Source organism: Bacillus sp. FSL K6-0073 (assembly GCF_038006085.1).
In the GTDB taxonomy this organism is placed as follows: domain Bacteria; phylum Bacillota; class Bacilli; order Bacillales; family Bacillaceae_G; genus Bacillus_A; species Bacillus_A cereus.
This window is the reverse complement of sequence record NZ_JBBOUN010000001.1, coordinates 2446612-2453114: the sequence shown is the minus strand read 5'-3', so window position 1 is coordinate 2453114 and position 6503 is coordinate 2446612. Positions and strand designations below refer to the sequence as shown.

Genomic DNA, 6503 nt, shown 5'->3' with positions numbered 1-6503 from the left:
TTTACACCCTCTTCTTTGTTAATTTAAGTAATACTTTGCTCAAGCTTTCTTCCGTAAGATCCTCTGCATCAGCAAAATCTGATACCGTAAAAGCAGACTCTGTTGTTGGTTTATTTATAAGGTGACGAAGATGCCTCAACATACCATCTGCTATCACTTGAATTTTTAATTTAGAAAACTGTTCCCTACTATACATCCAAATAAAATGTAACTTTTCATCTTTCACCATTCCGATAACATCAATTAGATGAGATGGTTTGGAATCTGGAGCATGATCTAAAAATGTAAATCCTGTCTCTTGCATAAACAAAGAGTCCCTTGAAAACACCTGATCAAATTGGCCCAAATAGTTAAAGCTTATTGAAGGCTTTTGCTGATAAAACGGAAGTAATCCTTTATTCAAGTAACGTAAAATACCATAGTCAACTCCGCGATTTGGGATTCGACGCAATTGCTCTTTGACTGCCTTTAACCCTTCAATAGGTGTCTGAGTTCCTTGAAAATTGAGATGAACGGGATAAATACTCGTGAACCAGCCCACTGTCCTTGATAAATCAATACCTTCAATCATCTCTTCTCTTCCGTGTCCTTCTAGATGAATAGAAACGGTTTGCTGATTTGTACAATCGACGATAGCTTGTCCTAATGCCGTTAATAGTACCTCATCAATCCTTGTCTTATGAGTGACTAGAACTTCGTGAAACAATGCTTGTGTTTCTTCTATTCCTAAAGTCCTCGTTACTTGATCAATCGATTCTTCTGTCGTTCCTTGTATTGGATAGTCCATTGGAATTTTCATCGTTTCTTTTTCTACTTGTTCATTCCAATAATTTTGTATTTCTTTTAAAATACCCGAATTACTGTACGTCTGGAGTCGTTCAGACCACTCTTTAAAAGATGTACTTTTCGCAGGTAAGCGAATTTCTTGACCTTGTTTCATCTGGTTATATACCACCTGTAAATCTTCCAATAGAATCCTCCATGACACTCCATCTACTACTAAATGATGTATCACCCAGAATATTCGATCATTTTCAGTCAAGTTATCTTCAAAGTACACTACTTTCATTAACGGACCAGTAATTAAATTGAAACTAGCTTGATTAATGTTCATCTCTTCTTGTATTATTTTATTCCACTCTTTTTCATTAACTTGATTCCGTTTTACAACATGGAGTACTGACAGCTCATCAGTCCCTTCATTTCTCTGCCTCCACGTTCCGTTTGGTAACTGTTCGTACCGGAAACGTAAAGCATCATGATGTTTCAGTAAATTTAATATCGCTCCCTCTAGTAACTTCACATCCAATCTTTCTTTTACTCTTAAAAGCATTGATTGATTCCAATGCTCTGGATGTGCATGTTCTTGCTCGAAGAACCAGCACTGAATTGGAGTAAGAGGCACATCACCTATCACAATTCCCTGCTCCGCTTGTACTCCCTGCGTTTCTATAGCCACTTGTGCCAGCTCAGCGATAGTTGGGCATTCAAACATTTGCTTTGGAGTAAGTTTTAACCCCACTTGACTTGCTTGAGATATGATTTGAATACTGAGAATCGAGTCGCCACCAATTTCAAAGAAATTATCATAGATTCCCACCTTTTTAACACCTAATACTCTCTTCCAAATGGTAGTTAGTATCTGTTCGTTACTATTCCGAGGGCCAACACATTCACTATTAATCTGCTTTTCCTCCGGCATAGGTAAGGCCTCACGATCAACTTTACCGTTAGCTGTAAGTGGAATAGCTTCCATCGCCACAAATCCCGAAGGAACCATATAACTTGGTAGTTTCGCTTTAAGATACTCTCTCCACGCATCTACATTTCCATCTCCTACAACATATGCTACTAATCGTTTATCGCCTGGCTGATCTTCTCTTACAATTACAACTGCCTCTTTTACATATGCATATGTATGTAAAGTAGACTCAATTTCCCCAATCTCAATTCGGAAACCACGTATTTTAACCTGATAATCAATTCTTCCACGATAATCTAGATTCCCATCTGGCAAATACCTCGCTAAGTCTCCTGTCCGGTATAATCTTGCTTTCAGATCACTACTAAATGGATGAGATATAAAACGCTCTGCTGTTAATTCAGGTCTATTTAAATACCCACGTGCAAGCCCCGCCCCGCCAATATAAAGTTCACCATCAACACCTATAGGAACAGGTTGTTGATAAGCGTCTAGTATATACACTTCTAAATCGGGAATCCGCTTTCCAATATTACTTCTTGAAGCATGCTGCACATCATCTAAAGTAATTGGATAATATGTAACATGAACTGTGGTTTCTGTAATTCCATACATATTAATTAACTGTGGGTTTTTCTCCCCATACCTTTGAAACCACGGTAACAAGCTAGTAGGTTCTAACGCTTCTCCGCCAAATATGACATAACGCAGCTGCAAATTTTTATTCTTATCTTCTTGTTCACACACTTGTATTAATTGTCGAAATGCGGAAGGTGTCTGATTTAGAACTGTGACTTCTTCCTCCACCAATAATTGATAAAAATCCTTAGGTGATCGACTAATCCAGTACGGAACAACAACTAATTTCCCACCATATAATAACGCTCCCCAAATTTCCCATACTGAGAAATCAAATGCATACGAATGAAAAAGCGTCCAAGTATCTTTTTCATTAAACTGATACCAACAATCCGTCGATTTAAATAACCGAATGACATTGTGATGCTCTATCATAACGCCCTTTGGATTTCCCGTTGATCCCGAAGTATAGATTACATATGCCAGATTTTGGGGACCGACACTAGAAACCGGCAAAGTCTTACTTTCTTTCCCAATCTCATCTTGATCACGATCCAGGCAAATCGACTCAACATTTTCTGGTAACCAGTTCAATTCTTTTAAACTTTCTTGCGTTACGAATAACTGAATGCTAGCATCTTCTAAAATATATTGAAGTCGTTGCTCTGGATATGTTGGATCAAGTGGGACATAAGCCCCACCAGCCTTCAAAATCCCTAAAATACCTACAATCATCTCGTGGGAACGTTCAACGCACAGTCCAACTAAAGTATCAGGTCCTACTCCTTTTTTCTGCAGATAATGAGCTAACTGGTTTGCACGTTCATTAAGCTCCTTATAAGTAATTTTTTCTTTTTCATACGTAACTGCAATAGCATTTGGATAAATCATCGCTTGCCGTTCGAACATTTCATGAATAGTTACTTGAGATGGGAAATCCAGCTTAGGATTGTTGAACTCAACTAAACTTCTTCTTTTATCTTCATCAGAAATGATTTCGATTTCAGCTACCTTCTGCTTTGGTTTTTCAAAAGTGTTTTCCATTATCGCTAACATCACGTTAAAAAAACGTTTTATCTCTTCCTTAGAAAATAGCTCCTCACGATAATCAATATGTACATGTAAAGAGTCAATATCAATTAGATTTTCAATATGCACTGCAAAATCTTGCACCTCTTCATGGTTTGGAATCCATAGTGAGTCACCACTTTCATCACGATCCCTATAATCAATCGTAGTTCCGAAAAGTCTCACATTACTATTATTCTCTTTATTAATCTGCTTTAATAACAAATCAAATGGATATTTCTGGTGTCTCAATAATTTGCTTTGTTTTCTGGATACCCTACTAATAAATGAAAGTACTTCTTCTTCCGGATCAATATCCATTCTTAAAGGAACTGTACTCACCATCATTCCAATCAATTTTCGCTCCATTTTAGTCATACGATTGCCGTAAGCCATTCCTAAACCAATATCAAGCGATGAGGTCCACCGATACATGGACAACGAGAAAGCAGCAACAAAAAAAGTGTATAAACTAATTTTGTAATATTCAGAAAATTTCTCTATCTTTCTCTTCAAATGCTCCGTTAATATAAACGTCTCACGTGATGCCTTGGTACTAACTTGGTACGTATTATAAGGCTTCAATCCAGTCGCAGATGGCAGTGTTTTAAATTCCTCTAACCAGAATTTTTGATCTTTTTGAAAACGACTACTATTCAAATATGTTTGTTCATTAGTCAGAAATTGAACATATGAATTTTTAATTTCGCCTTCCTCATTCTCGTTATGCATGTCATAATAATATTTTGCAATCTGCTCAGTAAATATTTGAATTGATAAACCATCCATAATAATATGATGAACATTTCCAAAGACTGCACATTCATTATCGTTTAATTTTATTAAAGCGAAATAGTATAAATTTGAATTAAATAATGTAAACGTTTCTTTTGTTTTCTGCTCAATCCATTCCTCAAGCAAATTTGTATTCTCCACATTACTGAAATCAAAAAACTCAAATTCTTGTTCTTCATGTTTAATAAAATATTGTTTCGGTTCCTGATGCTCATTTTCTTTTAACCTAATGCACAGACCGTCATTTTCACTGATAACGCGATTCACAACTTGGTTTAATTTTGAATAATTCATTTTCCGATGAAGTTTAAATAAAAATCTTAAATTACATATTCCTTTATCAGAATGAATAACTTCTGTATACCATATTCTTCGCTGCGGATGGCTTAATGGATAACATTCCTCATTGGTCATAAAAATCTTCCCTTCAAAAATTATTTGCTCTTATAGGTTCGTGTTTATGTTTAGCCCATAAATATTTCTGCAGTGAAACTCCAATTACTCCAATAATAACAAGCCCAATCCCTCCATAAACATAGAGTTGAGTTACTCCAAACAAATGCACTAATGGACCACTCATAGCAGGAGAAATAATTAGAACTGCGTTTGTTAAACTGCTTTGTATACCAAATACTCTTCCTACTTGATCTTGATCCGATTCTATTTGTAAAATGACTTGATTAGATACAAGCATCAACCCACTTCCGATACCAGCGATAAAACTAATTAAATAGGCTAAAACGAAGACCGTACCGGGCGTTATCAAACCAATCCCCCCAAAACCAATTCCCATTAAAACCATACCTCCGCATACTACCCAGCCATATTGAAATTGTTTTAATTTCTGAGTTAGTAATGCACCAAGTATTCCGCCAAGACCAATAATAGAAATGATATATCCCATTTTACTTTTATCATGTGGGAATAAGCTCTTAAATAAAGTTGGGAATTGTGAGTCTACTAATTGTAATACCGCCATGGCTATTGTAACGAAAATCATGGTTGATAATATTATCCGATTAGATAACACATAACCCCACCCTTGTACCCAAGCGGTCCAAGTACTTTGTTTTTGCTTTTCAACAAATTTTTTCGATATAGTTTCTTTAAATTTTATTGTGGGTATCAAAACTAAAGTAGCTAATAAACAACTTATAGCTCTTATAATGAGGCAGAACTCTGGTTGAAACCAGCTCAACAACATGCCCCCTATAAGTGGGCCTACTATCTTTGTACCCTGCTCTACTATTCCGTTGATACTTACTGCTTTAGTAAGCAAGTCCGGGGATACAATCTGTCTTGTTAGTGTTTGCTGTGCAGGATAATAGAAAACAATAAAAATGGAACGAATCATTAATGCCACTAAGAGCCAGTGGATATCTTGTACAAATAAAAGAGCAATTGTTATTAGACCAACCATTAGATTACAGAACATCATAATTGGAATTTTTCTAAAACGATCTGCAATAACACCTGCCCATGAGCCAAAAATAATTCCAGGAAGTGCATATGCAACAGGAATCAATCCAATCATAGTAGGATCTACTTCCCATTCAAACCCAACTATAGTCATAATCGCTAACATATCAATAAAAACACCAAGCATAAGCAATGAATAGGCAGAGAAAACTTGTAAATAAACCCTATTTCCTAATAGGCCTTTTGAATCAGTAGTTTTCATAAAAGCAAGCTCCTTAGGTTACTAATATAAACGCTTTTGCGTATAAGGTACCTCTTTATTAAACCTAATTAATCATTATTGACATCTCACCTAGAATTTAACTTCGTCAAAACTCAAACCAGTCTTGTTTTTCATATATTTAAAATAGTCAGACAAACGAAAGCGTACCTATTTCTTCATTTTTATATCAACTGTTACAAAATATATCTTTACCTTACACTAATAACAGCTAAACGTTGCCTTAATATAACCCTTTACAGTCGTTTGCACATTCAATTCACATCCTTTTTAAAGTTGGCTTTTTTCTATCTCAAATACTATCACACAAATATTTCACCTACTATATTCATAAAGTTGAAATATTTGAATCAGAAAATTCGGATAAAAAGCTAAATCCACAAATCATACCAAACAATTATTTAGTTATATTGTCATTTTATAGATGGCTTTAGCCATAAGGATATCAAGAATTAAGTTTTTTAATTTTATTAATATAATAGTTTACAGAGACTATAAATCCTATTAAATAAAAAGGTATATATACATTAAAGTATATGCACCTTTCCCTATCCTACATATTTTCTATTCAAATTAATTCCAATAACTAAAGTTGATAATAAAAATATAATATTACCAATCACTAATGCACTCATAACAAGAATTAAATAATATAGTATT

General features: G+C 35.0%; 2 protein-coding genes. Both read right to left on the bottom strand.

Annotated elements, in window-relative coordinates:
• Position 1: 1 nt before the first annotated feature.
• Positions 2-4558: a non-ribosomal peptide synthetase gene (locus tag MHB52_RS12825; protein WP_061664167.1), complete on the bottom strand. Its 4557-nt coding sequence runs from the start codon at positions 4556-4558 to the stop codon at positions 2-4.
• A 13-nt stretch (positions 4559-4571) separates the two neighbouring features.
• Complete coding sequence (locus MHB52_RS12820; RefSeq protein WP_016117929.1) at positions 4572-5825, bottom strand: MFS transporter; 1254 nt, start codon at positions 5823-5825, stop codon at positions 4572-4574.
• Positions 5826-6503 lie beyond the last annotated feature (678 nt).

Excerpts from the sequence above, each read along its gene's own strand:
- MHB52_RS12825 (WP_061664167.1), bottom strand. The coding sequence starts at position 4,558 with ATGACCAATGAGGAATGTTATCCATTAAGCCATCCGCAGCGAAGAATA.
- MHB52_RS12820 (WP_016117929.1), bottom strand. The coding sequence starts at position 5,825 with ATGAAAACTACTGATTCAAAAGGCCTATTAGGAAATAGGGTTTATTTA.